We start from the raw sequence: 23,253 nt of genomic DNA, 5'->3' as shown, positions 1-23,253 counted from the left end.
GGGGCGCCTCGATCCGGCCGCCGCCTCGTCGGCCGCGCCGCGTTGCTCGCTGCCGCGCCCTGCTGCCCGGTCCGATGCGCGTGACACCGCGAGCACACCCCGCGAAGGTTGTGGTCGCCGTGATCCTCCGGGTCGCCGATGTGGTCGACCTCGGTGGACTGTGCGCCCCTGCAATGCGTGCGCAACGTGCACGTGCGGTCGCGGCGCAGGATCCGCGGGACGATCCGGGTCCGCCACCCCCGGGGCAACGGGGCGGTACGCCACTGGCTGGGGGTCTTGCGGGGGCGGGGATCCATCACGCCGCACTTCCCGATCGTGGGCAGACTCCTGGCGCTGCACCAATGATGAGATTGGAACGCGATCTTGTCAAAGTGCCCTCCGTCGCCCTGGCCGGCCCGCGCGTCCGGTATGTGCCTCGACGTTCAACAACTGCTCAGCCTGATAGCCGTACACCCGGCCACGGCGTGCCGGCGGGTCGACGTGAGGGAACGCGGCCGCGTCGGGCGGGCAGGCCGGGCAGTCCGCCGGATCGGCACCGGCGACATGCCCGGCAGCACGGGACCTGCGCACCCAATCACCCAGGCAGTGGCGGGCCACCTGCAGCTGCAGCACGGCGTACGAGGTGGTCCACCACTGCCGGCCCTGCCCGTCGACGACCACCCCGCTCACCGTACGGTCCGCCGATCCGACCAGCCGCCATGCCCGGCCGCCGCCGAACCGGTCACCGGCCGCCCTTGCCGGGCGACCCGGTCCGCGATCGCCACCGCCTGCGCCAGCGTTGGCAGCTCCGCCCGAGTCCAGACGTGGGCGAGGCCCTGACGGCGGTCCCGCCGCAGACACCCGCACCCGGCACCCGCGCACCGGCAGGCCCGTCGGACACACGAGATGGTCCACAGCGACTTGTCCGCGCCCGGGTGGGCCAGCTGCAGCGACGGCGACCCGCAGGCCGGGCAGCGCCACGCCACCGGCCGCACCGGCTCTGCCACCACCCCGGCCGCCTGCCGGGCGGACGCGACGGCGGTCGCCAGCTCGTCGACGAGCCAGCTGAGTCGTCGGCGGTCGCGTAGCTCGTCGACGACCGCCGGCCGGCCCGGCCCGGCCTCGTCGAGCCAGGACAGCACCTGGTCGACGTCGGGCCCGCCGACCCAGCTGGCGTGCTGCCAGGCGGCCACCCGGTGCGCGATGTCCAGCACCCGCCGGCGTACGGAGGCCTGCGCGTCGACCACCGTGACCGAGGCGGCCGCCGGCGACGGGGGCAGAGCCGACAGGCCACGGGAGATGTTCCACTGCCGGTACGCGCGATCCGCCCGGCCCTGCGCCTCCAGCCGCTCCGCCTGGGCGTCATCGACCGGCCGGCCCGGCCGGCGCTCCCGGCCCGGCTCGACCAGCAGGGCCAGCCACGAGTAGGCCTCCCGCAGCGCCTCGATCTGCCCGCGCACCGCGTCCGGCGTCGGGTCGGTCTGGTTAGCCACCGGTGGGTTCCTCTCCGGGCGGACGGGTGGGCACCGACCCGGCGGGCCAGCGGTAGTCCGGTGGGCCGGGGTCGGGGATCGCTGGGTGGTCGGCTGGTGGTGGTGCGGTTGGTCTGGCAGGTCCGCGGCTGCGTCGGTGGTAGATGTCCGGGTACTCCTGGGACCTCACTGGCTGGCCGGTCCAGGCTGCGGCGGGCGGGGGTGGCGGTGCTGATGAGCGCGGTGGCCCGCCCCGACCCAGCCCGGACCCTTCCGGGCGCTGTTCCCTCATCGGGCCGTCGCTGGTCGGTGCTGGTGTTGGGTGCAGTGGTGGCGTGTGATCGTCGTTCGCATCACTGTCGGGACCGGTGATCGGTTCGTCATCGCGATCACTGGTCGGTTTTTGTTCGTGTTCGTGGTTCGTCGTTGATTGGTCGCTGATCGGTCGGTGATCCGCCGGGGCGGCCGGGATGGCGCTGGCCGGCGGCGGGTCGAGCACGACGGGGCCGCGCGCGTGCCACGCGGCGGCCTCCTCCGGGGTGGGCGGGGGCAGCAGCACCATGTCCGCCTCGTCGGGCGTCCTGTGCCCCTTGGACTCGTTGCACCGGCCACACGCCACGACGAGGTTGCGTCCCTCGGGGCCGGCCGGCGCGTCTGGGTCGACGTGGTCGTACTGCAGACGCTTGCGTGCGTCCTTCGCGCGGCCGCTCTTGGGGTTAAGTGGCCCGCTGTGGCAGAAGCGGCAGCAGCCGCCGTCGCGGCCGTACACCAGTGCCTTCAGCCTGCTGTCGCGCAAATCAGCCTTCTGCGCGCGGTTGCGGTTGTACTCCTTGCGCGACGGGTTCCGCTTTGAGAACGCATGGACGCGGTAGGCGTAGCCGTCGATCCACACGCCGTCGCCGAGGCACTCGCACTCATCACCACGCCGGTGGAGCAAGGGCGGCCGGTCCAGCACCGCCGTCGCCAGCAGCGCCAGGACCTTGGGCCGGCCCCGGCACTGAGTCAACGCGGCCTGCTCGGTGAGGTAGCCGTCCGCGAGCACGCCGGCGGTCGTGCTCTTGCATCGGACGTACGCGGACTGCAGCCGGTCCGCCATGTCGACGTTCCCTGCGCTGAGCACATCCCACACCGGCCAGTTCGGGAAGGCGTCGTCTTCGAGCCAGTAGGGCATTACCGCCCCCCGTAGATGATCATCAACGTCTATGGATTCCTGTGGATGCGATGCGGCCCGGCCCGCCGTTTCGGCAGGCCGGGCCACGGAGAACAGCAGCTGGGCAAGGGCGATGGACTCAGTCGGGCGGCGGGTCGTCGGCAGACGCCTCGGCCAGTTGCCGCCGCCAGCCCTCGGCCACGGCGAGCAGCAGGAACGGCCCGCCAAGTTGCCCGCCGCACCTGTCGAGGATCTGCTGGCATAGCCGGATAAGGGCGGTCCGCTGCTCAGTCAGGCGGGCGACCTGCGCGCGCAGCGCCTCCACCTCGTTGGCGGCGGCCGCCGTGCCGGGCATCACCGGCACCGGCACGCCGACCCGGCGGAGCGCCTGAACGGCGTCGCAGGCGAGGCGGCCGAGCTCGGCCCGGACCGCCGCCTCCACATCCTGCTGACTCGTCACTCAGCCCACTCCCGTCTCGATGTCGTCCAGTCGCACCGGCTGCGCGCCGGCGCAGGCCTCGCACAGCGAGCCCGGCTCGCCGACGTGCGGCCGGTAGCAGCCCGCGCAGGACACCAGTTCGTCCAGCACCGGCGGCCGGGCCGGCCGAGGCCCGGCGGTCGCCTGCGGTGGGTCCGGGACCGGTTCGCCGGCGAGCGCCCGCCGCACCAGCGCGGCACCACGGTGGGCACGCTCGGCGGCCTCGGCCGGTGTCCGGGCCCGCCGGGCGGCCAAGTCCTGCTGCACACGCCGGAGGTCGCGGTTACGCACCGCCGCCTCCGGTCAGGTGGTAGCGGCCGTGCCAGGAGTACCGGCCCTTGCTGATGAGCTGCGGATCGACCGGTGCTGGCTTGCCAGCCTTGGTGGTCGGCACGACGAGGAGGCCGATCAGCCCTAGGTGGTCGCGGACCCTGATGAGGTGGTCCCACGTGCTGTGCACCCAGACCTCAGTCCCCAGCTCCTGTCGCGCGGGCTTGGTCGGGTCACCCATCGGTCACCTGCGTCAGCAGGATCTGCGCGACCCGGGCAGCGCGGTCACACGCCGTCGCCCAGCGCCACGCGTGGCCGGTGACGGTGTGCTCGTCGCCGGACGGAGTGATCACCGTGGCGTGCCACCGCCAGCGCCGGCCGAGCCAACCCGCGCGCTCGACGCCCGTCGACGCCACGGCGGCCGCCGGCGACGCTGGCGCCGGTTCGGCGACGGCCGGCCGGGCCACCGGCTTGACGGGGGCGGGCCGGACCGGTGCCGGCGTCCGGAGGGCGGGCCGCCGGGCCTGGCCGAGTGACCTGCGGACGTCGTCCGGGTAGACGGCCTGACCCGGCCGGGCAGCCATCGCGGCCCGGTACGCCGTCTCGAACTCGTCATCCTCAATCGGCATCTCGTTCTCCCAAGATCGCGGCGTCCCGAGCCGCCGCAGCGGCGGCGAGGACCGGGGACACCGGGGTGGTTGGCAGGGTGATCGGGTGGTGCGCGTCGCCCGGCTCGCCGAGCAGCCCGCACACGACACAGACCCGGCGGCCACGGTGGTCCGCCGGCAGATCTCGTGTGGCCTGGTGGAGGTGCGGCGGTACCCGCGACCGGGCCGGGGTGCGGCGGGTCACCGGGATGCCTCCTCGATGACGCCGGCCGGGTCGACGAGCGTTGGTCCGTCGTGGCCGGCGTCGCGGCCGCCACGCACCCGCACCGGGTCGGGGAGCACCGAGGCGGCCGCCGCCTGTTCCTGGCGGCGGGCCTCGGCCCGCCGGCGCCGCCAGCACAGCGATCCGACCCGACGCGCCCGCGCTTTGGGGTCGGTGAGCGGCGTCGCGCAGTCCAGGCACAGCACCGGAGGCAGGTCCGGCCGGGCCGGCGGGCGCGCGGTCACGCCAGTCCCTGGGCTCTGAGCCGCAGCATCCGGTCCGCCTCGGCCGTCAGCAGGGCGGCGGCACGCACGAGGTCGGCGACGCGGTCACCGTGCTCCGGATAGCCATCGACGTACGGCCAGTCGAGCCAGGTCGACTCCGGATCGGCCCACCAGCACGCCATCTGCCACAGCTGGCCGGACGTGCGCTGGTCATCGTGGACGGCGTCGTACCGCTTGCGTTCGATCTGCCGGAGCCGTTCCTCCGCGACGCGCAGCAGGGCCGGCGACTGGCAGGACCGGGGCGCGGCCTCCGGCACCATCCGGGCCCGCAGCACATCGCGGACCCGACCAGCGGCGGCGACCGCCCGCGACCAGCGGCTCTCACCCGCTGCTGCGGCGTCCGCCGACTCGATCGCGGCCGCCAGGTCGACCAGCAACTCCGGTGACTCGAGCGCCGTCCGGGTCTCCGGCGGCACCCGCCACAGCGCCGGCTGGGTCTGCCCGGTCACTGGCTGACTCCCCGAACCGGTGAGGCGGCCATCCGGCGCAGCGTGTCGACGATCCAGTCGACTTCCTCCACCGGGCCGCCCGGCGGCCGCGACTGGTCGACCACGCCGGCCGACCCGATGTGTCCGCACCACTGGCTGTACTGGTGGCTCATCGCCCGCAGACGCGGCAGGTAGATCAGCCGCGTCCCCGGCCGGGGTGGCTGGACTCCGGCGTCCCGCAGGTCCCAGTCCAGGGCGGAGACCTCCCACTCCGACCAGGCCACGACCCGCCGACCGGTCACCCAGGCCGCCACGCCCGGCGCGGCGGCCTCGACGAGCCGGCCGCCGGCCGGCAGGTCCCGCTTGCGTTTCGGCCGCCGGTCCGGGATCAACGTGATGTGCAGCCGGTCCACCGCCGGATCGGCGAGCGACACGACGACGAGTTCGGCGACGGCGGTCCGCTTCACCGTCTGCCCCGGCCCGGCGGGGGCCAGGTCGATCGACCGGGTCGCCACCACCATGGCGGTCGGGTCAGCGAGTGCCTCGGCGGCCCAGGCGGAGGCCTCGGACCGCTGCTGGGCGCGCCAGGCGCGGACTTGGTCGTAGCGGTCCTCGGCGTCGCAGGCCGGGCACCGGTGCGCGCCACGGCCGTTCGACGGCAGCGGCCCGCCGGCGTCCCACCCGCACACCTCGCAGTGCCGGGGGTAGACGCGGCTGGCCTCGGCCGCCGCCCGCTGCCGGGCGGTCAGCGGCCGCATCGCCACGGTGTCGGCGACCGTGAACAGGTGCGTGGTGTCCTTGCCGCGGCTGTAGCGGAGGATGCCGGCCGGGGCCTGGTCGGGTGCGGGCTTGCGGCGCATCCGGCGCAGCATCGTCACCGTGGCCAGGCCGTCCGGGATCTCCCGCACGCCGTACACCGGCAGGTTGGCCGTCATCGGCTCACCTCTGTCTGTGTCTGGGGTGATGGCCAGCAGTGCGGGCACCAGGCCGCGCGGTAGCGCTCGGCGACCACGGCGGCCGCGAGCACCTGGCCCTGCTCCCGCTCGGCGGAGCTGACGAACCGGCCGCACACCGTCCGGCGCTGCTTGTCGTCGGTCGTCGGCCGGATCTTGTGGGCGGTGACACCGGCACGGGCGACCGCGATCCACACCTGTGCGCGTGCGCCGGCCGCGCCGGCGAGCTCCGCCGGTGGGGCCGGGGCCCGGGTGGCCGCACGGCGCGGCCACCCGGGCGTACCGGCGGTCACCACGACCCGCCCCGGGCCGTCGACCTGGCCACGTGCTGCGCGAACCACGGATTGACGCCTGCTGTGGCTGGGTTCGCGGCGGCCCACTGGCCGGTGCCGTCGTCCGGCGGCTCCGCCCGGCGCCGGCCCGTGTCCACGACGGGCACCGGAGCCGAGCGGTACACCCCGCCAGCGGGCGCCGTACGTCCGGTCACGGGCTCCGGCCAGCGTTCGCCGTCGACCGGCTCCGGCCACGGCAGGGCTGAGGCGGGCAGGTCCTGCGTCAGCTCGACGCGCAGCGCCGACAACTCCCCGGTGTGCATGTCCCAGCCCTCGTGCCGGTCCTCGGCGGCGGCGGTGCTGAGGAGGCCCCGGCGCACGGCGGCCGCGAGCGCGGCGACCACCAGGCAGGCTGCCGCGACGATCAGCAGAATCATTGCTGCTGTCCTCTCTGCTCGGTCTGGTCGTGGGCGGTGGTGCTGGGGCGGGCGAGGTCCAGGGCGTCGCGGACGTCGCGGGTCAGGCCCGCCACGCGGGCGGCACGGGCCCAGGGGTCGCCCCGGCCCGCACCGGCCACGGTGACCGCGATCAGCGCCACCACCGCGCCGATCACCGCGCTGACCGGTACCGACACCGCCACGGTGATCGCGACGACCGCCCAGGTCGACAGGTCGTGATGGCGCGGCCGGACGGCGAGGGCGGCGGTCACGGACGCCCAGTGCTCGTTCAGGCGGCGGGTCCGCCGGCGGCGCACCACCACGGCGGCCCGGAGCGCGCCCGCGAACAGCAGCAGCGCGGCCGCCAGCCACAGCGGGTGGATCGGCGCCGTCCACCATCCGGACCCGGCCCAGAAATGCGAGGCGAACACCTTCATCGGCGCGCACCTCCCGCCGGCTGGTGCTCGTCGAGCAGCGCGGCCAGGCGGTCGTGCCACGCCCGGTCGGCAGCGGCCCGCCGCGCCTGCCGGGCCGCCACCCGGGCCGCCCGATCAGCCCGCCGGGCGGCGGCCGCACGGCGTGCCCGACCGGCCAGCACCCGCACCGCGTGCCCGCCAGCGACGATCAGCGCCATGATCAGCAGCCCGCCGGCCTCGGGCAGCGCGGCTGCGATCCCCGTGGTCACCGGCGATCACCGCCCAGGGCGGTCCGGATCGCGCCGAGCACCAGGCCGGCCGTGTCCGGGGTCTCCCACATGCCCCACAGGGCTTGGCGGAGGCAGGCCGGGAGCAGTCCGCGGCTGCCCAGGCTGCAGGCCAGGGACAGAAGGTGGTGCTGGGCGTCGGTGATGTCGTCGCCCAGGGCGTCATCCAGTGCGGCCAGGTGCAGGGCGTTCCATCCGACGACGCCGGGTGAGGTGATGCGTCGGGTCACGGCCGGGTGGTCGAGCAGGCCGGCGCCGGCCAGCAGTTCGACGGCGGCGGCCTCGCACGGGTCGGTTGCCTCGGCCAGCAGCGCGGCGGTGACGTCGGCCGGCTGGCCCGGTGCCGGGGTGGCCGGGGGGCGTGGCGGGTCCTGCGCCAGCGGTGCCGGGCCGGCGGCCCGGCCGGCGGCGTGCGCCCGCGCCAGGAGGCCGATCACGACCTGCACGGTCGCGGTCTCCCAGCTGGCCAGCCAGGCGAGCACCCGGTGGTCCAGGTCGCCCAGCTCGACGCCGGCGTCGACGGCGGCGGCGATCAGGGCTGCCCGGCGCGTGCCCTCGGCCGTGCCGTCACCGGGCCGGATGCGGCCGGTGGTGTGCAGTTCGGCCAGTTGCCGGGGCAGTGGCGCGGCCAACGCCTCGTCCTCGCTGTTGTACGGTCCGATCTTGGCGGTCACAGGTCACCCCCGGTCGGCTGTGCCGGCACCACCACGGCGGCGGTTCCCCGCGCAGGCGGGGCCGGCTGGTCGGCGGGGTCGGCGTCGTTGTAGACGTACATCTCGATCGACAGCGGCGCGGACGACCCGCCGAGGTCATCGGCCGGACCGCCGCCGGTCAGCAGCTCGGCGACCAGGCGCTCACCGACCGGGACCACGTCGGAGCCGAGCTCGGCGGCGAACGCCTGCAGACCGGCGAGGTTGGCGGCGCGGCCGGTCACCTGCAGCCGGTCGACCGGCAGGATCGACGGGTCCCGCTCGGCGGCCGCGACCAGGGCGCGCAGCCCGTCCAGCATCAGCTGACGGCGGGTCCGCACACGCAGCGCCTCGGCAGCGGCGGCCACCGTCTCCTCGTCGACCAGCGGCACCAGGTCGTCGGCGTGGTGCTCGGCGTACTCCGGGCCGGCCAGGAGCACCCCGACCAGTCCGGCGGCGCCAACCTCGACGGCGCGGACCTCGACACCGGGCACGTCGTCCCGGCCGGTCGCCACCCACATCCCCGGCCGCAGCTCGGTGGCACGCACCGACGGAATCGCGTCGTCTGGGGCCCGGCCGGCGTCGACGGCGGTGACGTTCGCAGCTGCGAGCACCGCCAGGCGCGGCCACGCGCCGGCCGGCACGTCGGCCAGGTCAACTCCCTCGGCGGAGATCTCGCCGCACCGCACCCGCTCCGGAGCGCCGACCAGCCCGGTGTCCAGCCCGCCGGTCCGGGCCTGTTCCGTCACCACGTCCTCGTGCCCGGCGCAAACCCAGATGGTGCCCGCGTACGTCCGTGGGCCGGTCCAGCGCAGCGGGTGTGGCTGCGTCGCCACACCGGCCACCGCCGGCCGGCCGCACCGCTGGACGACGTCGACGGCGACGTCAGCGGCCGGGGACACCGGCACGTCCTCCGGCGAGTCGGCGGTGGTGGCGCCGGCGATGTGCTCGTCCAGCAGCGCCAGCGCCGGAGCCATGCTGTCGAATCCGTCCACGGCCAGCCCGCAGAGGCACCTGGCGCCGCAGCCGGCCGGGCCGGACCAGCCGCCCGCCACCCCGTGCCCGCCGGCGTCACCGGCCGGGTCGGGGTCGGGGGTCGGGTCGACCGGTGCGGTCTCCGGACCGGGGCCGGTGCCCGCCGCCGCCCGCTGCAGCGCCTGGTGCTCCGGTCCGCCGTCGGGGGTGAGCACCGAGTCGGCGGCGACCCGCCAGATCTCGCCGCACACCGCCGCCGTCGGGATGATCGGCGCGAACACATCGACCACGAGGCCGGCGGCGCGCAGGCCGGCGGTGGCCTGGTCGACGTGCGCATCGCACGTCGAGACGGTGCCGGCGTACGCCCCGGTCCGGATCACACCCGGGCGGATCGGGGTCGGCTGGCCGGAGTCGTCGTTGGTGGTGGCCACCACGGTGTTGACGGCCGGCTGGCCGCAGATGTCGGACCTGGTCGGTACGGTGTCCGGTTGGTTTTCGGTACTCTCGTGTTCCACGTCGACCTCTCACGTCGATGGTTGGGATGGGTGGCCCTTGCCGATGTCGCGGCGAGGGCCGCTGCCGTTTGTGGATGGGGTGCGTGCGCCGGCCCTCCCCGGCACGGCGCACGCACCCGACGACGCCCGGACCGCCGTGGGGAAGACCGGCGGACCGGGGCGGTGGCGGCGAACAGCACCAGGGCGCCGGCGGCGGCCAGGGCGGCCGGGTCGACCAGCCCGCGCGTCAGCAGCTCGGCGCCGCCGACCGCGACCAGGCCGACCAGCGCGCCCAGCACGAGGGCCACGCCGAGCAGCAGGCGCAGCGCACGAAGTGCTCCCCGGCCGGCCGGTCGTAGCGACCGCTGGAGTCGGCCCGTGGGGACCACTCCAGGTCCCGGCCGGCCGGGGAAGACCGGGGTTACCCGGCCGGCGGCGGCGCCCTCCCAAGCAGCCGCCGCCGGCCGAGCTGGACCAGCCACCAGGAGGGCCGGTCCATCCACCAGGGCGGAACGTGAGACAGCGCCCCTGGTGGCCGTCTTGTGGATGGTGATCATGCCGCGCCCCTGCCCCGCCAGCCCGAGGCGGCCGGCGAACCGAGGACGCGGGTCGCGGGCCGAGCCAGCGGCCGGGACTCAGCACCTCGGCCAGGGTGACCGCCGCCAACGGGCGGGTCGGCGAGGCCAGCACCACCGCCGTGTTGCCGCTGACGATCACCGGGGCGACGACGCTGACCACGCCGAGCAGCGACGGCTCGGCCGGCGCGACGACCCCGGCCACTCCGGTCGGCTCCGGCGTCGACAGGTTGAAGTACGGCCCGGCGACCGGGTTGACGCCGCCGTACACCTGGGGGAGCTTGTCGGACCAGCCGGCGTACCAGACCCAGCGGTCGATCGCCGCGTCGACCTCGCCGGCCGGCTCGCCTAGCGCGACGAACTGCTCGCGTCGGCCCTCCAGCATCTCGGCGACCCGGTAGAGAATCTGACCCCGGTTGTACGCGGTCGCGCCCGACCAGCCTTTCACCGCCGCCCGGGCGGCGACCACGGCGTCGCGGAGGTCCTTGCGGGAGGCGAGCGCCACGTTGGAGTCCTGCACCTGGTACGTCCGTCCCGACTCGCTGCGCGGAAACTTCCCGCCGATGAACAGCTTGTACGTCTTGCGCACGGCCACCCGCGCCGGTCCGGCGGCGGCCACGGCAGCACTGTCAGACATCGAGGTACGCCTCCAGCCCGTGCCGGCCGCCCTCGCGGCCGTAGCCCGACTCCTGGTAGCCGCCGAACGGCGACGTCGGGTCGAACTTGTTGAACGTGTTCGCCCACACCACCCCGGCGCGCAGCCGGTCGGCGGCCCACAGGATCCGGGAACCCTTCTCCGACCAGATGCCGGCGGACAGCCCGTACGGTGTGTTGTTGGCCTTGGCGATGGCCTCATCCGGGGTGCGGAAGGTCAGCACGGACAGCACCGGGCCGAAGATCTCCTCGCGGGCGATCCGGTGCGCCTGGCTGACCCCGGTGAACAGGGTCGGCGCGAACCAGAAGCCCTGCTCGGGCAGGTCACACGGCGGCGACCAGGCCTGTGCGCCCTCGTCGGTGCCGGCGGCGGCCAGGGTACGGATCCGGTCCAGCTGGGCGGCCGAGTTGATCGCCCCGACGTCGGTGTTCTTGTCCAGCGGGTCGCCGACGCGCAGCCGGGCCATCCGCCGCTTCAACGACTCCAGTAGCGGCTCGGCGATCGATTCCTGGACCAGCAGCCGGGAACCGGCGCAGCAGACGTGGCCCTGGTTGAAGAAGATGCCGTTGACGATGCCTTCGACGGCCTGGTCGATCGGGGCGTCGTCGAAGACGATGTTGGCGGCCTTGCCGCCCAGCTCCAGGGTGAGCTTCTTGCGGCTGCCGGCGACCGTACGGGCGATCTGCCGGCCGACGTCGGTGGATCCGGTGAAGGCGACCTTGTCGACGTCGGGGTGGCCGACGACGGCCTGCCCGGTGGCGCCGGCGCCGGTGACGATGTTGACCACACCGGGTGGCAGGTCGGCCTGCTGGCAGATCTCGGCGAACAGCAGCGCGGTCAGCGGGGTCGTCTCGGCCGGTTTGAGCACCACGGTGTTGCCGGCGGCCAGCGCCGGGGCGATCTTCCAGGCCAGCATCAGCAGCGGGAAGTTCCACGGGATGACCTGGCCGGCGACGCCGAGCGGGCGCGGGTCCGGGCCGAAACCGGCGTACGGCAGCTTGTCGGCCCAGCCGGCGTAGTAGAAGAAGTGCGCCGACGCCAGCGGCAGGTCGACGTCACGGGACTCGCGGATCGGTTTGCCGTTGTCCAGCGACTCGAGCACGGCCAGCTCGCGGCTGCGTTCGGCGAGCGCCCGGGCGATCCGGAACAGGTACTTGGCCCGGTCGCGGCCGGGCATCGGACCCCAGACCCGCTGGTACGCCGTACGCGCGGCGGCCACCGCCCGGTCGACGTCGCCGGGGCCGGCCTCGGCGACCTCGGCGAGGACCTCCTCGGTGGCCGGGTTGACGGTCTTGCGGGCCCCGCCGTCGGTCGGGTCGACGAACTCGCCGTCGATGAACAGGCCGTACGAGTCGCGGATGGTGACGACCGAGCGGGACTCGGGTGCCGGTGCGTAGTCGAACACGCTGATCAGTCCAGGGTGACGTAGTCGGGACCGGAGTAGACCCCGGTGTGCAGCTTCGACCGCTGCATCAGCAGGTCGTTGAGCAGGGTGGAAGCGCCGAACCGGAACAGGTCGGGGGTGAGCCACTCGTCGCCGGCGGTCTCGTTGACCAGCACCAGGTACTTGATCGCGTCCTTGGTGGTGCGGATGCCGCCGGCCGGCTTGACGCCGATCCGCCGCCCGGTGGCGGCGTAGAAGTCCCGTACCGCCTCCAGCATGATCAGGGTGACGGGCAGGGTCGCGGCGACCGGCACCTTGCCGGTGGAGGTCTTGATGAAGTCGCCGCCGGCCAGCATCGCCAGCCAGGAGGCGCGGCGCACGTTGTCGTAGGTGGCCAGCTCCCCGGTCTCCAGGATGACCTTGAGATGGGCGTCGCCGCAGGCCTGCTTGACCGCGACGATCTCGGCGTACACCTGCTCGTAGCGGCCGGCGAGGAACGCCCCCCGGTTGATCACCATGTCGATCTCGTCGGCGCCGGCGGCGACTGCCGCCCGGGTGTCGGCCAGCTTCACCTCCAGCGGCGCCTGCCCGGACGGGAAGGCGGTGGCCACGCTGGCCAGGTGCACGCCGGAGCCGGTGAGCGCCTCGGCGGCGGTCGGCACCATCGACGGGTAGACGCAGACCGCGGCGACCGGTGGGCAGTCCGGGTCGGTCGGGTCGGGGCGGCGGGCCTTGGCGCACAACGCGCGTACCTTGCCGGGGGTGTCGGCGCCTTCGAGGGTGGTCAGATCGACCATCCGGACGGCCAGGTCGATCGCCCACGCCTTGGCCGTCGTCTTGATCGACCGGGTGCCGAGCGTCGCGGCCCGCTGCCGCGCGCCGACCTCATCGACGCCGGGCAGCCCGTGCAGGAAGCTACGCAGGGTTGCCGCGTTCCGCCCCACCTCGGCCAGATCGTGGCGCGCGGGTGCCGGGGTGCTCACCGCTGCCATGCCGCGAGTCCTGTCATGCCCGCGAGTCTACGTCGCCAGCGAGTTCACGATCTTGGCCGTCGGCTGATCGGACGAGCAGACTTAACGGCGCTGTTGGCCTACCGTTACATCATGTTGGCCCCGGTGACCCACCGTGCCTGACGTGCGAGCAGTGCACTTCACCGACACGTACCTGCCCCGCCGCGACGGGGTGGTCACCTCGCTGCGGACTCTCGCGGCGGCGTCGGCCGCCGCCGGGCATCCCGGCCTGATCGTGGTGCCCCGGCACCCGGACCAGCCGACCGAGGCGGACGTGCTGCGGCTACGTGCGCTGCCCTGCGGAGTCGCCGACCTGCGGTTGTCGCCGTGGCTGCTGCGCGGCGCCGCCGCCACCGGCACCATCGCCGAGATCGCCGCCCACGCCCCGGACGTGGTGCACGTGCACACCCCCGGACCGGTCGGGCTGCTCGGCGTCCTCACCGCCCGCCGGCTCGGTCTGCCGCTGGTCCAGACCTACCACACCGACCTGCACGCGTACGCCGACGCGTACCGGGTGCCGGCCCGTGCGCTCAGCGCCGGCGTCCGGCTGTACGCCCGCCGGCTCGGCGTACCCCGCCCGGCGGCGGCACCGGCCGGCCACGCCCGTGACCACCGGCCGATGGCCAGCGGCGCCGTCGCCCGCCGCCGGGCCGCCATGGACGCCACCAACACCCTGCTGCTCGGCGGCGCCGACGCGGTGGTGGTGCCGACCCGGGCGGTGCTGGACCGAATCCACCTGCCGGTGCCCGCCGACCGGGTGCACCTGGTGCCGACCGGGGTCGCGGCCCGCCGCACCACCGCCGACGAGATCAACGCCTTCCGGTACGGCCACGGCATCACGCCCAGCGACCGGGTGGTCCTCTACGTGGGTCGGATCAACCGGGAGAAGGGCATCGACCTGCTGATCACCGCGTTCGAGCGGGTGCTGGTCGGCTGCCCGACCGCCCGGCTGGTGCTGGTCGGTGCCCTGTACGAGCCGCGCTGGCTGGCCGCGCTGCTGCGCACCATCGACCCTCGGGTGGCTGCCCGGATCACCCTCACCGGCCAGCAGGGTCCGGAGGTGGTGGCTGCGGCGTACGGGGCCGCCGAGGTGTTCGCGTTCGCCTCGCAGACCGACACCCAGGCATTGGTCCTGCAGGAAGCCGGCCTGGCCGGGGTGCCGGTGGTACTTGTCGACCGGGCGTTGCACGCGCACGGCGCGCTTGCCGGCGCCGCACTGCGCACCGAGCCGCAGCCGGGTGCGCTGGCCGGCGGGGTGCTGCGGCTGCTGCTCGACCCGGACACGGCCCGCCGGCAGGCGGCCGCGGCGGCGGCCCGCTGCGCCGAACACACCCCGGCCCGCTACGCCGAGGCGATCCGTGAGGTGTATGCGTCGGCCGCCGGGCTGGCGAGTAGGTTCAACGACCGTGGACGTACTCGTCGTTGATCAGTCGTCAACCATGACTGAGGGGCACCTAACTGGATGATCATCCGGTCGGACAGACGTATGACCCTCGCGTCCTGCTGGCTGGGATCCCGGCCGATCACCCGAGGTCAATGCCGTAGCGATCCACTTACGGTGAGATCTTCAAACGGGGACTCCACTGCCGGAGGCGCATCACCGATGATGCTCGAACGACTGTCCACACCGATTATCGCCGCCGCCGCGCTCGCGGCTGGCGTCGCGGCACACGCCGCGATCTCCCGCACCCGCAGCCGCGCCGTGGCACGCGCGTACGCGGATGGGTTCATGGACCGGCACCGCCTTGACCGGCACCGCCTTGGCCGGCCCGTCGTCCGATCTGGAGACTGAGCCGGGGCGGGGGGCGGGGGTGGGGCTGAACCCCTCATCGAGGACCCCCCCCCCCCCCGGCTCAATGTCAACTTTAGATCACTAGCAGTTACGTTGGGCCGGTGTGTGCAGGAGCTGCACCACAGTGCCGGGCGAGCGCCGCTGCGGCGGCCCGACCAGTGGAGAACGGGCCGAGCCGGTCTGACTCGTCCAGCCGTGCGGCTGTCCACCCGCCGAGCAGCCGCCCCGGCTCCGACCACAGGTACCCGAGCAGCACGCCGTCGCACGCCGCCACCCACCTGGTGGCCCGTTGGTCGACGGGCGCGTACCGCAGCCCTGGATGGGACATCACGGTGTCCAGCGCGGCAGCCGCCAGCATCTCAGCCTCGGCCTCGTCGACCGCCGTAGCGGCCGCGGTCAGCTTTTCCAACGCCTGGACCCGGTCCATGATGGTCACCTCTCGCCCCGTATCGGCAGATCGTCGTACACGTACGTCACCCGGCGGGCATCCGACACCACCTGCAACGCCTCCAGCGGCCGGCCGGTGACGTCTCGCGTCGTGCGCCACAGCTCAAGCACCCAGCCCACCGCCGCCAAGCCCAGGTCCGATTGCTCGGCCAACGCAGCAGGCCGCGCCGACAGCTCCTCGCTCGCGGTCGCCGGCCGCATGCCGGCAGCGGCCAACGCGGCGTACACGCCGCCGACCACCTTGCCCTGCCCGGCGAGCGCCGTGCCCGCCACCAGGTCACGCGGCATCCACGACTCATGCAGCTGGACGACACGGCCGTCCATCAAGTGGCGACGGCGGCGCAGCACCATTGAGGCGCCGGCAGGCAGAGCCAGCCGCGCGGCTACGCCGGGTGGTGCAGGTATGGCCTCCTCGACCGATACGACTTCCACCGACCCGTCGATGCCCTGGTCGGCGCAGGCGGTCTCCCACGGGCCGAGGTTCGCCCGAGTGCGGGCGGGGTCGGCGACGGCTGCGTACCGCGCCAGCGCCAGCCGCACCGGTGGCGCCGCGACTCGCGTTCCTGCGGCCCGGGCCGACTCGAGTACGCCGGCGGCGCGCAGTTCGGCCAGTGCCCGACGCACCGTCTCCCGTGACACGCCGTACCGCTCTGCCAGGGCGTGCTCGGTCGGGATCTGGGCGCCGGGCGCGTACTCGCCCGCCGCGATCGCCTCGCGGAGGTCCGCTGCGATCTCCCGATAGCCCGCCATGTGGCCCAGTTTAGGCGTACGCAAAGCCTTGACGTCGCGTCGTTACTGCGGTCACACTCAGTCCAACGCTTTGCGTACGCAAAGATGGGCGGGCCGCTCAGCCGCCCAGCCGGCCCGGTCCTGATCGGCATCCAGCGCGCGGATCCGCGGGGCCGGGCCACCCCGGATCGGCGGCGGTCCGGCCGGGTTCCCCCGTGCTCGCCGGGCCGCCGCCCCGCTGACTCGAGGAGCGCGAAGATGATCGGGAAGTGGTTCCTCCGCGACGCAGGCGTGGTCGACGTCGTCCGTCCGGTGCCCGGCCGCCGCCGGTGGGTCGACCAGCCCGCCCGGCCGACCGACACCCGGCCTGCGACCCGCACCGACCGTGCCGACCAGCGCGGCGGCAACGGCGGCCGCACCATCCTGCCGTGACCGGCACGTCCAGACCGGCCGCCCCGGCCGTCGAGCCGGCACACACCCCGCACCGGCCGACGTGGGACTGCGTCGTGTGCCCGGACGGTACGCCCTGGCCGTGTTCGCCGGCCCGCGTCCAGCTGGCGGAGGCGTACGCCAGCGAACCGCTCGCGCTGTCGGTCGACATCGGCGAGATGCTGACCGTCGCGGCTCGCGAGGCGGGTATCACCGACCCTGCCGAGCTGCACGAGCGGTTCGTGGCGTGGACCTGGATCGACGGGAGTCCAACGCGGTGACCGCGATGGACGACGGGCCGATCACCGATCAGGACATCGACGACGCGGCGGCCGGCGCCGTGCACGCACACGCCGCCGGCCACCGCTGTCACACCGACTGCCCCGGCACCGAGGACTGCCCGCAGCTGGTGTGGGCCCGTACCCGCCGGGCCATCGCCAAGTACCGCCTGGTGCGGCGATCCATATGACCGGGCCGATGGACGACGCCACGGCGGCGCGAATACTGGCCATCCACCACGGCCCGCCACCACCGGTCTGGCCACGATGCCCGGAGTGCGAGCCCGAGGGGTGCCCCGACCTGATCCGCGCGGTGCAGTGGCGCGCGGACCGACGGGATGAGCTGGACGATGCCGGCGTGGCCGACCATCCGCTGCTGTCGTGGCGGTGGCCACGCCGGACCACCCTGCTCTCAAGGCCATGGCGGTGCACCGTGCCGTCACGGCCGTGATCGTCGTCCGGGTCTACGGTCGGAGCGGGCAGCTGCTCTGCCTGGACGTGACCGCCGCCGCGCCGGGGGTGTGGCTGCGCGCCCAGACCGGTGAGCCGTGGTGGCCGGCGCGCTGGCGTGTCGTGGTGGAGTGGGCCTAGCCACGAGCATGCGGCGGTGCACCCGAGTCTCATCCCCGTAACGGTGGGTGTCGCCTGCCCGACGGTCCGATGGCGTGCTGCGGCCGCCGCTGGCACCGTGATCGCGCCCGCCCGTACCCCGACGGCCCCGCCCCGGCCGGCGACGGCGGGGCCCCACGAGAACCGAGGAGACGACGTGCGTAACAGAATGTTGGTGGCCGCGATCGTGGCGGCCGCCGTCACCGCTCTGGGCTGCGGTGCCGGCTCTGACGAGGACGCGGCCACGCCGGCCCCGACGTCGGCACCGGCGGACGACAGCCTTGCCTCCGCCGCTGCGGCCGCCGGGATCCCGCCTACCCCATCGCCTGAAGATTGGGCTGCCTACATCAGCGCGCTGAAGGACATCAACCCGGACATCGTCGGAGACAAGGACGAGAAGACGATCATCGACCGTGGCCGGAGCCAGTGCCAGTCAATCGGCAACGGCGAGGCAGACGAGGCAAAGCTCGTCCAGCTCACGAACTTGCGATTTTCGGCGCCGGGGTATCCGGACGGGTTCGGGGAGGAGACCGCCACCCAGATCCTGGCTGTGGTGCGGCAGTACATCTGTCCAGACTTCTGAGACATGGCGGAGCGGCCCCGCACCGGACTCGGTGCGGGGCCGCTGCTGTGTACGGAGGTCAGCGTCCAGGCGGGACCTCGTGTCGGGGTGCGGACGCCAGCCACGGCGCGTACCGCCGCATCCAGGCGTCGACGCCGGGGATGGCCATGACTCGGGTGATGGCGCCGGTGACCGCGACGACGCCGGCGACGGCCGGCACGGTGTCGATTCCGGCCTCGGTCGCGGCGAGCGGGATCAGCGGCAGCGCGGCGATCGCCGCGGCGACGGCCGTCCGGAGGGTGGCCCGCCACGGGTGGCGGGACTGGGTGGTGACAGGACTGGCCATGGTCATCGCTCCTCGTCGGTCGCGTCGACGGCCGCGCGGACAAGGCAGTCCTTCGCCTCGACCGCCCGGCGAATCGCGGTGGTCAGCTCCGGACCGTCCGGGAGGTCCGCGACGAGGTCGAGCACCGCGCTGCCGATGCGGGCAGATACGGCGGCCAGCGGTGGCGGCAGGTGCGACCAGGCAAGGTGCCGGGCGATCTGGACGGTCGACCGGTGTCGGCCGGTCAGCGCGGCCTCGATGCCGGCGCGGGTGCCGGCCGCCGCCTGCAGCGGATCGGCTGGATCGGTCGGGGTCTGTGGCACGAGGGTCTCCTATCTTTCACCGGCTCTATGCCGGCGATGGGCGGGCAAGGTGCAACTGTGCGGTCAGGTCCTCGACCTGGCCGCGCAGCTGCAGGATCGTGGCGTCGCGGGCGGCCAGGACCTCACGAAGCCGGTCCCGGTCGCCTTGGGTCCGGCGTAGCTCGTCGGCCAGGCCCGCCTCAGCGGTCGCCAGTTGCGCCAGCCGTGACTCCAGGTCGGTCACCCGCTGGCGAAGCCTCTCCTCTTCAGCACTGGTGAGCCGCAACGCCTCACGCAGGTCGGTGATCTGGCTCCGGGCCCGGTCCAGCGCGTCTCGCAGGTCACTTGTCAGCTGCTGGTAGACGTCCTGGCTGATCCGGGTCGTCTCGGCCTGCAGGTGCTTCGCCTGGGCGGCGGCGTGCTGGGCCTGGGCCTGGCGGAGCCGGCGGCCGACCATTGCGCCGGCGGCCGGCCCGCCGACCGCGGCGCCGAGCACCGCCGCGCCGGCGCCGACCAGCGCGGTGAGTAGGCCTGGGTCCATCAGTTGGTGGCGAGCAGCGCCCGGCCGAGCGCGGCGGCGCGCTCCTCGCCGAGGACCGCGACCAGGGCGGTCGCCGCTTCCTCCGGTGGCCGGGCGGCGAGCCCGGTCAGCACCCCGGCGATGATGGCGTCCTCGTCGACCCAGTCCCGGCCGAGCGCCTCCCGCACCTCCACCCGCAGGGTTGCGACGTCACGAACCGCTCTCGCGGCATCAGCGGCGGCACCACGGGCCGCCGTGTGCAGCGCCGGCCCATCCTTGGGGTAAATCCAGCCGTTGACCGCGATAGCGATCCTGCGGAGGTCTTCCTCACTGATCACGTCATCTCCTTCGACGATTTGCTTCGCCCTGGCCACGATCGCCGGCTTCTGGGCAACGATCGCCGGCCCCGGGCATTGGCTGTGTCCCCAGTCGTATCCGTTCTCGGCGCCCATGCTGTGGTGGCCGAGACCGCGGCCGTCAGGGGACGACGCGATCTGCAGCCGCACACCGTGCTCGGTGTGGGCACGGGCCAACAGCTGGGCGTTCGACTCCAGTTGCGGCGGGGTCAGCGGGTCCGGCAGGAAGCCTTCGTTCTCGATGCTGAGCCAGGTGCGGTTGCCGGCCCGCTGGGTCCATGCCCGGATGTCGGTGTCGACCATCTGTGCGATCCGGCCGTCCTTGGCCACGATGAAGTGCGACGACACCCGCGACGCCGGGTTGCGCTGCCAGGTGATGGTGCCGTCGAAGTATCCGGCGGCGATGTGCACCACGACGCCGTGATGCGCGTCCAGGCGGTCCGCCGGCTCGTCGGGTTTGCCGGTGCCGTTGCCGCTGTTCACGGTAGGGCCACGCCAGGTGGCGAGGTCTGTCCATCTGGCCAATTCAGGACACCTCCGGGAAGTCGTCGTCCCAGCCTGCTGCGTAGGCGAGCAGCCCGCCGACCAGGCCGACCAGCGCGGCGGCGGCGAGCACGATGAGCAGAGCCATGTCATTCCTCTCTACAGTGGCCGGCGGTAGTGGACATACAGCGCCGATGCCGCCTGGTTGGTGCCGGATTGCACGTCGAGCGGGGTGGCCGTGGCCTGCCGGACACGGACCTCCACGTAGTCGCCGGTCTCCATGCGCAGCAGCGGCGCGTGCGCCACCGACAGTGCCGTGTCCGACGTCGCCGGCCAGATGACTTCCCGCGAGCCGAGGACCGACACGCCGTTGAGCCACAGCCAGGCCAGGCGTCGGTCGGCGACGTACGGCTCCCACATGATGTGGCCGGAGACCTCGTACCAGCCGTCGACCTGGCACGTGTATCGGGTCGGCTCGCCGGAGTCCCAGCCGCCGTGCGTGTCCAGCTCCGCCACGTCCCATTCGACGCTCGTATCAGTGGACGCCAGGATCTCCTGCGCGGACGACATCCGCAGGACGGCGGCCGGCGGGTCGACCAGGGTCGCCAGGTCGTCGCCGGTGACGATCTGGCCGTCGGCGATGGTCATCGGGCGAGCCTCCACGGCGCTACGGGCCGGACCGGTGATCCGGCCAGGATGGTCTTGACCACGCCGTTGACCGGGGTGGCCGCGATGGTGAACGTCTGCCGGCCCGGCTCGAACAGTTCGGCGTCGTCGATGTAGGTCAGCACCCCCGACGTCGGGGTGCCGGTCAACCGGACCCGACCGGAGACCCGCGCCGCCGACGCCGGCGGGGACGAGGTCGCGGTGAGCTGGGTCCACGTGTCGGCGATGACGCCGGCCGTCACCGTGGTGGTGCCCAGCAGACCGCCGCCGTCGTCATACCACAGGATCTGCATGTCGATGACACGCGTCGACGCGCACCGCACCCACGCCGACCAGGTCCACGCGTACGCGCCGTCCAGGGCGTGCACCGGGATGACATCGGTGGCGGCGATCGCCTCGGCGCTGACCCCGTCGGGAGTCAGCAGCAGCGACGCCGACCCGGTGTGCGCCTGCGCGGTCGACCGGCCGACGGTGCCGCCGGTGCCGGACCAGCCCGACGCGTCAACCTCGAACGTTCCGTTGGGGTTGACGGGACCGGCCTGGGCGCAGCTGGTGGCGGTCAACCGCACCCCGGACACCAGCACCTCCATCGGGTAGTCCGGCGGCCGGACGGTCCACAGCGATCGGTTCCCGGCGGCTCTCGCCACCGGCAGCGCCGTGTCGACCCCGGCGTCGACGTCGGCGGTGGTCACCGATCCGCGGGTGCCCGTGCGGGTCGTTGACGCCAGCACACCGACCCGGTACAGCGCGGCGGGGCTCGTCGACCACGTGATCCGCAGCGACGACAGGTCGAACTCCTCCGCGTAGCCCTCGACGATCTGCTCGACCGGGTCCGGCGGCAGCCCGAACGCGTCCAGGCCCTGCAGCTGGACCAGGTCACCGACGTCGACGGCGGCGGCCGCGTCGCGGGCGGTGTCGTCCCACGCCAGCGACGTCAGATCCACCGGGATCTGCGGGAACCGGGTCTCGTCGATCGTGCCGGCCGACAGCATCCACCACGCCGCCGACTCCAGCTCGGCCGCGTCGGCGACGTTGCGGTCCAGCTCGACCGGCATCCGGCCGACCCCGTCCGGATCGTCCGTCGGATCCTGCACGTTCAGCGCACCTGTCTCCTGGACGATGCGTGTCTCGGCGCCGGCCGTGCTCCGCAGGGTGACGTCGTTGACGATCAGCTTGTCGTCGTCGACCGGCGTCAACGGGGACGCCAGCCGACCGGACCCGTGCGCCAGCACCAACGGCGTCTGGTTGTACAGGGTGGACCGCAGCCGCATCACCAGCGCCCGGGTGCCGCGCGCCTCGGTGAGGATCGCGTCGTCCGCGTCCGCGCACTCCTGCAGCAACTCCAGCACCGACAACCGCCGCTGCGGACCCATCGGCGCCGACGACGCGGCGTCACCGATCAGCGAGGAGCCGGGCACCGACTCCTCGGCGCAGAGCCGCTCGAACCGGTCCCCGGCGGTCTCGCCGGCGTGGCCGGTGGCAGCTGACACGGTGTCCGAGGTGCCCGGGACCGGTGACCAGATCGCGACGTGCCCCAGCGACGGCATCAGGTCGTCGCCGTTCTCCCGCTCACGCGGGTTGAGCACCCACTCCGTGACCTGCCCTACCGTGCCGGCAAGCGTGTCGCTGAAGCTGGCGACGGTCGCGGCCAGCAGGCCGTCCACCCAGACTCGGATCCGGATGTTGCCGCCGTCCTGGTCACCGTCGACCCGGTAGTGGTGCGGCAGCCCGTCGGCGATCGTGAACGCGGCCCAGCCCGACCCGAAGCTGGTCAACGCCCGACCATAGAAGACGGTGAGACCCTCAGGAGCGACGTTGGCCTCGTAGCGCATCGTCTCCTCGGACGGATGATCCGTGAACGCGTCGGTCGTCTCCCACCAGATCGGCGTCCGGGAGTCGGCCTGGTCCCGGGGCTGGGTCATCACCCACTCGACACGCCACCCGGACCCGCCCGCCGGCTGAGGCACCAGGCCCCGCAGGGTGCCGCCCCGGGACAGATCCACCACCGGCGCGGACCCCGGCCCGACATCACCGGTGCCGAACTCCGGCAGCCCGGCCGGAGGGATCGGCTCACCAGTGTTCGGCGCCTCGAACCGGGAGTAGCCGAACGGCCGCGCCGGCGGGCACCCGGGGATCGGTGACCGGGCCAGCGGCGCCCCCGCCGGATCCTCCAACGGCCAGTAGCCGGCCGGCCCGGTCGCCGGGATCGCACGCCGCAACGCGGACTGCAGCGGCGCGGCCGACACCGTGTGCCGCAGCCCGTACGCGGTGACCTCCACCCACCGCACCGACGCGGTCAGATCCCACTGCGCCGGCCACTCCAGCACATCGCCGACGAACCGCACCGGCGCGGTGGTCAGCTGCGGCACGGTGACCCGGATCGGCACCCGCCGACCGATCACCCCGAACAGATCCGAGCGCGGATTGCGCCGCGAATAGCGGCCCACCACGCCCGCCGCGACCCGCGACGCACCGTTGTTGATCATCAAAGTGCAGGTCGCCGCATCCGGCTCGCCGCCCTCGTTCTGCGTGCCCCGGGTGATCCGCACCTTCCGCTTGTTGAACACATCCGCCGAGATGTCATGCCACTCGCCGGCGTAGAACAGCTCAGTGACCGGCGTGAAACGGGTGCTCACCGGGCACCCCGCTGCCCGAACGCCAACTGCACGTTCCCGCG

34 protein-coding genes and 1 pseudogene are annotated in these 23,253 nt (G+C 73.8%); 7 read left to right on the top strand and 28 right to left on the bottom strand.

Translation table 11 applies throughout. The annotated features are described in order from the left end of the window. Positions 1-366 precede the first annotated feature (366 nt). The 17 genes from O7629_RS00290 to O7629_RS00210 form a co-directional block, all read right to left on the bottom strand. Entirely contained in the window at positions 367-669 is a 303-nt protein-coding gene (locus O7629_RS00290; protein ID WP_278166992.1) for a hypothetical protein, read from the bottom strand. Then, positions 666-1,472, bottom strand: a complete 807-nt coding sequence (locus tag O7629_RS00285) for a hypothetical protein (protein ID WP_278166990.1) — start codon at positions 1,470-1,472, stop codon at positions 666-668. The genes O7629_RS00290 and O7629_RS00285 overlap by 4 nt, the downstream gene beginning before the upstream one ends. After that, a complete protein-coding gene (locus O7629_RS00280) occupies positions 1,465-2,622 on the bottom strand; it encodes a hypothetical protein (RefSeq protein WP_278166989.1) in 1,158 nt (385 codons plus the stop codon). The genes O7629_RS00285 and O7629_RS00280 overlap by 8 nt, the downstream gene beginning before the upstream one ends. A 118-nt stretch (positions 2,623-2,740) precedes the next feature. Further along, positions 2,741-3,061 carry a hypothetical protein gene (locus O7629_RS00275; RefSeq protein WP_278166988.1) on the bottom strand — a complete coding sequence of 107 codons (321 nt, stop codon included), beginning with the start codon at positions 3,059-3,061 and terminating at the stop codon, positions 2,741-2,743. Then, positions 3,062-3,370, bottom strand: coding sequence for a hypothetical protein (locus O7629_RS00270; protein WP_278166987.1), 309 nt, complete (start codon positions 3,368-3,370; stop codon positions 3,062-3,064). Next, positions 3,363-3,590, bottom strand: coding sequence for a hypothetical protein (locus O7629_RS00265; RefSeq protein ID WP_278166986.1), 228 nt, complete (start codon positions 3,588-3,590; stop codon positions 3,363-3,365). Before O7629_RS00265 ends, O7629_RS00270 begins: the two co-directional genes overlap by 8 nt. Then, on the bottom strand, positions 3,583-3,978 hold the full coding sequence (locus O7629_RS00260; RefSeq protein WP_278166985.1) for a hypothetical protein: 396 nt from the start codon (positions 3,976-3,978) through the stop codon (positions 3,583-3,585). Before O7629_RS00260 ends, O7629_RS00265 begins: the two co-directional genes overlap by 8 nt. Next, the gene (locus O7629_RS00255) at positions 3,968-4,201 is read right to left on the bottom strand and encodes a hypothetical protein (RefSeq protein WP_278166984.1); all 234 of its coding nucleotides are present in this window, start codon (positions 4,199-4,201) and stop codon (positions 3,968-3,970) included. The genes O7629_RS00260 and O7629_RS00255 overlap by 11 nt, the downstream gene beginning before the upstream one ends. Continuing rightward, entirely contained in the window at positions 4,198-4,464 is a 267-nt protein-coding gene (locus O7629_RS00250; RefSeq protein ID WP_278166983.1) for a DUF6011 domain-containing protein, read from the bottom strand. The genes O7629_RS00255 and O7629_RS00250 overlap by 4 nt, the downstream gene beginning before the upstream one ends. Beyond that, a complete protein-coding gene (locus O7629_RS00245) occupies positions 4,461-4,952 on the bottom strand; it encodes a hypothetical protein (RefSeq protein ID WP_278166982.1) in 492 nt (163 codons plus the stop codon). Before O7629_RS00245 ends, O7629_RS00250 begins: the two co-directional genes overlap by 4 nt. Next, a complete protein-coding gene (locus O7629_RS00240) occupies positions 4,949-5,866 on the bottom strand; it encodes a hypothetical protein (RefSeq protein ID WP_278166981.1) in 918 nt (305 codons plus the stop codon). Before O7629_RS00240 ends, O7629_RS00245 begins: the two co-directional genes overlap by 4 nt. Then, the gene (locus O7629_RS00235; RefSeq protein ID WP_278166980.1) at positions 5,863-6,177 is read right to left on the bottom strand and encodes a hypothetical protein; all 315 of its coding nucleotides are present in this window, start codon (positions 6,175-6,177) and stop codon (positions 5,863-5,865) included. Before O7629_RS00235 ends, O7629_RS00240 begins: the two co-directional genes overlap by 4 nt. Then, a complete protein-coding gene (locus O7629_RS00230) occupies positions 6,174-6,593 on the bottom strand; it encodes a hypothetical protein (protein WP_278166979.1) in 420 nt (139 codons plus the stop codon). The genes O7629_RS00235 and O7629_RS00230 overlap by 4 nt, the downstream gene beginning before the upstream one ends. Next, on the bottom strand, positions 6,590-7,030 hold the full coding sequence (locus tag O7629_RS00225) for a hypothetical protein (RefSeq protein ID WP_278166978.1): 441 nt from the start codon (positions 7,028-7,030) through the stop codon (positions 6,590-6,592). Before O7629_RS00225 ends, O7629_RS00230 begins: the two co-directional genes overlap by 4 nt. Further along, a complete protein-coding gene (locus O7629_RS00220; RefSeq protein WP_278166977.1) occupies positions 7,027-7,278 on the bottom strand; it encodes a hypothetical protein in 252 nt (83 codons plus the stop codon). Before O7629_RS00220 ends, O7629_RS00225 begins: the two co-directional genes overlap by 4 nt. Next, positions 7,275-7,970 carry a hypothetical protein gene (locus tag O7629_RS00215; RefSeq protein ID WP_278166976.1) on the bottom strand — a complete coding sequence of 232 codons (696 nt, stop codon included), beginning with the start codon at positions 7,968-7,970 and terminating at the stop codon, positions 7,275-7,277. Before O7629_RS00215 ends, O7629_RS00220 begins: the two co-directional genes overlap by 4 nt. Further along, positions 7,967-9,475 carry a hypothetical protein gene (locus tag O7629_RS00210; RefSeq protein ID WP_278166975.1) on the bottom strand — a complete coding sequence of 503 codons (1,509 nt, stop codon included), beginning with the start codon at positions 9,473-9,475 and terminating at the stop codon, positions 7,967-7,969. The genes O7629_RS00215 and O7629_RS00210 overlap by 4 nt, the downstream gene beginning before the upstream one ends. Positions 9,476-9,558: 83 nt before the next feature. On the opposite strand from O7629_RS00210, the gene O7629_RS00205 reads away from it, so the two are divergent. After that, the gene (locus O7629_RS00205) at positions 9,559-9,813 is read left to right on the top strand and encodes a hypothetical protein (RefSeq protein WP_278166994.1); all 255 of its coding nucleotides are present in this window, start codon (positions 9,559-9,561) and stop codon (positions 9,811-9,813) included. Between the two features lie 274 nt (positions 9,814-10,087). On the opposite strand, the pseudogene O7629_RS00200 reads toward O7629_RS00205, so the two are convergent. The 3 genes and pseudogenes from O7629_RS00200 to deoC form a co-directional block, all read right to left on the bottom strand. After that, a pseudogene (locus tag O7629_RS00200) lies at positions 10,088-10,666 on the bottom strand (aldehyde dehydrogenase family protein); the annotation flags it as partial. Then, positions 10,659-12,089 (bottom strand): aldehyde dehydrogenase family protein, encoded by a 1,431-nt coding sequence (locus tag O7629_RS00195; RefSeq protein ID WP_278166974.1) that lies wholly within the window; start codon positions 12,087-12,089, stop codon positions 10,659-10,661. The pseudogene O7629_RS00200 and the gene O7629_RS00195, both read right to left, overlap by 8 nt. A gap of 5 nt (positions 12,090-12,094) precedes the next feature. Beyond that, positions 12,095-13,060, bottom strand: a complete 966-nt coding sequence (gene deoC, locus O7629_RS00190) for a deoxyribose-phosphate aldolase (RefSeq protein ID WP_278166973.1) — start codon at positions 13,058-13,060, stop codon at positions 12,095-12,097. Positions 13,061-13,202: 142 nt separating this feature from the next. On the opposite strand from deoC, the gene O7629_RS00185 reads away from it, so the two are divergent. After that, the gene (locus tag O7629_RS00185; protein WP_278166972.1) at positions 13,203-14,504 is read left to right on the top strand and encodes a glycosyltransferase; all 1,302 of its coding nucleotides are present in this window, start codon (positions 13,203-13,205) and stop codon (positions 14,502-14,504) included. A 454-nt stretch (positions 14,505-14,958) separates the two neighbouring features. Here O7629_RS00185 and O7629_RS00180 read toward each other — a convergent pair whose 3' ends face one another. After that, positions 14,959-15,297 (bottom strand): hypothetical protein, encoded by a 339-nt coding sequence (locus tag O7629_RS00180; RefSeq protein WP_278166971.1) that lies wholly within the window; start codon positions 15,295-15,297, stop codon positions 14,959-14,961. Between the two features lie 5 nt (positions 15,298-15,302). After that, positions 15,303-16,067, bottom strand: a complete 765-nt coding sequence (locus O7629_RS00175; protein ID WP_278166970.1) for a GntR family transcriptional regulator — start codon at positions 16,065-16,067, stop codon at positions 15,303-15,305. A gap of 237 nt (positions 16,068-16,304) precedes the next feature. On the opposite strand from O7629_RS00175, the gene O7629_RS00170 reads away from it, so the two are divergent. The 5 genes from O7629_RS00170 (at position 16,305) to O7629_RS00150 (ending at position 17,945) form a co-directional block, all read left to right on the top strand. Then, positions 16,305-16,478, top strand: a complete 174-nt coding sequence (locus O7629_RS00170) for a hypothetical protein (RefSeq protein ID WP_278166968.1) — start codon at positions 16,305-16,307, stop codon at positions 16,476-16,478. Further along, positions 16,475-16,756: a hypothetical protein gene (locus tag O7629_RS00165; protein ID WP_278166967.1), complete on the top strand. Its 282-nt coding sequence runs from the start codon at positions 16,475-16,477 to the stop codon at positions 16,754-16,756. The genes O7629_RS00170 and O7629_RS00165 overlap by 4 nt, the downstream gene beginning before the upstream one ends. Next, positions 16,753-16,944: a hypothetical protein gene (locus O7629_RS00160; RefSeq protein WP_278166965.1), complete on the top strand. Its 192-nt coding sequence runs from the start codon at positions 16,753-16,755 to the stop codon at positions 16,942-16,944. Before O7629_RS00165 ends, O7629_RS00160 begins: the two co-directional genes overlap by 4 nt. A gap of 190 nt (positions 16,945-17,134) precedes the next feature. Beyond that, positions 17,135-17,344 carry a hypothetical protein gene (locus O7629_RS00155; protein ID WP_278166964.1) on the top strand — a complete coding sequence of 70 codons (210 nt, stop codon included), beginning with the start codon at positions 17,135-17,137 and terminating at the stop codon, positions 17,342-17,344. 175 nt (positions 17,345-17,519) lie between these two features. After that, on the top strand, positions 17,520-17,945 hold the full coding sequence (locus tag O7629_RS00150; RefSeq protein ID WP_278166963.1) for a hypothetical protein: 426 nt from the start codon (positions 17,520-17,522) through the stop codon (positions 17,943-17,945). Positions 17,946-18,003: 58 nt separating this feature from the next. On the opposite strand, the gene O7629_RS00145 is transcribed toward O7629_RS00150, so the two are convergent. From O7629_RS00145 to O7629_RS00120, 6 genes are all read right to left on the bottom strand, one after another. Next, positions 18,004-18,270: a hypothetical protein gene (locus tag O7629_RS00145; RefSeq protein WP_278127510.1), complete on the bottom strand. Its 267-nt coding sequence runs from the start codon at positions 18,268-18,270 to the stop codon at positions 18,004-18,006. Between the two features lie 2 nt (positions 18,271-18,272). Continuing rightward, on the bottom strand, positions 18,273-18,572 hold the full coding sequence (locus O7629_RS00140; RefSeq protein WP_278127511.1) for a hypothetical protein: 300 nt from the start codon (positions 18,570-18,572) through the stop codon (positions 18,273-18,275). Between the two features lie 25 nt (positions 18,573-18,597). Beyond that, positions 18,598-19,092, bottom strand: coding sequence for a hypothetical protein (locus tag O7629_RS00135; protein WP_278127512.1), 495 nt, complete (start codon positions 19,090-19,092; stop codon positions 18,598-18,600). Further along, entirely contained in the window at positions 19,092-19,952 is an 861-nt protein-coding gene (locus O7629_RS00130) for a peptidoglycan recognition family protein (RefSeq protein WP_278166962.1), read from the bottom strand. Before O7629_RS00130 ends, O7629_RS00135 begins: the two co-directional genes overlap by 1 nt. Before the next feature lie 117 nt (positions 19,953-20,069). Continuing rightward, entirely contained in the window at positions 20,070-20,558 is a 489-nt protein-coding gene (locus tag O7629_RS00125; protein ID WP_278127514.1) for a hypothetical protein, read from the bottom strand. Continuing rightward, positions 20,555-23,212, bottom strand: coding sequence for a hypothetical protein (locus O7629_RS00120; RefSeq protein ID WP_278127515.1), 2,658 nt, complete (start codon positions 23,210-23,212; stop codon positions 20,555-20,557). The genes O7629_RS00125 and O7629_RS00120 overlap by 4 nt, the downstream gene beginning before the upstream one ends. Positions 23,213-23,253 lie beyond the last annotated feature (41 nt).

The organism is Solwaraspora sp. WMMD792 (genome assembly GCF_029626105.1).
Classification (GTDB): Bacteria; Actinomycetota; Actinomycetes; order Mycobacteriales; family Micromonosporaceae; genus Micromonospora_E.
The sequence above is the reverse complement of the archived record's forward strand: the minus strand, read 5'-3'. Positions and strand labels throughout refer to the sequence as shown.